This is a genomic window from Priestia sp. P5_B4, assembly GCF_056400385.1.
The window spans coordinates 1-1,342 of record NZ_JBFULJ010000977.1 but is presented as its reverse complement, the minus strand read 5'-3'; the positions used below and the strand labels follow the sequence as shown (position 1 = coordinate 1,342).

Annotated in this window: 1 protein-coding gene and 1 pseudogene; both read left to right on the top strand. The window is 41.2% G+C overall.

The window, feature by feature from the left end; all coding sequences use genetic code 11:
* The first annotated feature begins 29 nt into the window (after positions 1–29).
* Positions 30–791: a 5-oxoprolinase subunit PxpA gene (pxpA, locus tag AC1DRF_RS28030; protein WP_427076476.1), complete on the top strand. Its 762-nt coding sequence runs from the start codon at positions 30–32 to the stop codon at positions 789–791.
* Between the two features lie 99 nt (positions 792–890).
* Positions 891–1,342 (top strand): annotated as a pseudogene (locus tag AC1DRF_RS28025) (hypothetical protein); the annotation flags it as partial.

Genomic DNA, 1,342 nt, shown 5'->3' with positions numbered 1-1,342 from the left:
CATCCGAGGGGTTAAGGGGGAAGAATGCATTGAGTAAAGTAGATTTAAACTGTGATTTAGGGGAAAGCTTTGGTGCTTATCGTATTGGCAATGATGAAGCCATTTTAGAGCACGTGACGTCTGTGAACGTTGCCTGTGGATTTCACGCAGGGGATCCGAGCGTTATGAGAAAAACGGTAAAATTGGCCGCTGAAAAAAAAGTGCAAATTGGGGCTCATCCTGGTCTGCAGGACCTTATTGGTTTTGGACGCAGAAACATGAATATTTCACCTCAGGAAGCCTACGATATCGTGATCTATCAAATTGGGGCATTAAACGGTTTTTTGCAAGCGGAAGGGTTATCAATGCAGCATGTAAAACCTCACGGTGCACTGTATAACATGGCTGCTAAAAACGAAGCGTTGTCTGAAGCAATAGCAAAAGCTGTTTACAACGTAAATCCTGAGCTGATTTTATTTGGGTTATCTGGAAGTGAACTGATTCAAGCAGGTAACAGAATTGGTTTAAAGACGGCTAACGAAGTATTTGCAGACCGTACCTATCAGTTAGACGGTTCTCTCACTGCTCGTACAGAACCAAATGCTTTAATTGAAAATGACGACGAAGCTGTTTCTCAAGTTATTACAATGGTGAAAGAAGGGAAGGTGAAATCTCAGCAAGGTAAGGATGTAGAATTGCAGGCAGATACGATTTGCATCCATGGAGACGGAGCTCACGCACTTGAATTTGCCCGTCATGTCAACCGTTCTTTACGAGCATCAGAAGTGGTAGTTAAGGCTATTTCAAAATAAAAACTACATACAATCAGGAGGAAGATGATATTGGAGCCAATTAAAAAATCAACACCTCAGCAAAAGCTTTCGGCTGCGCCTAAAGTAAACTGGACGTTAATGCTTGGAGCCGCTTTTTTAATGGCCACATCGGCTATTGGACCAGGCTTTTTAACTCAAACTACCGTATTTACACAAAATTTAGCTGCAAGCTTCGGATTCGTTATTTTAATTTCAATTATTCTTGATATTTTTGCTCAAACCAACGTATGGAGAATTATTGCCGTTTCTGAAAAACGAGGACAAGAAATTGCCAATATGGTATTTCCTGGATTAGGATACGTGCTCGCTATTTTAATTGTTATTGGAGGACTTGCTTTCAATATTGGAAATATTGCCGGTGCGGGGCTTGGATTAAATGCGATTACGGGTATTTCTCCAACAGCTGGCGCTGCAATTAGTGCAGTTATTGCTGTATTAATCTTCGTTGTAAAAGAAGCTGGAAAAGCAATGGATCRCTTCACGCAAATTGCAGGTTTTGTCATGATTGGGCTGATGCTATATGTAGCCAC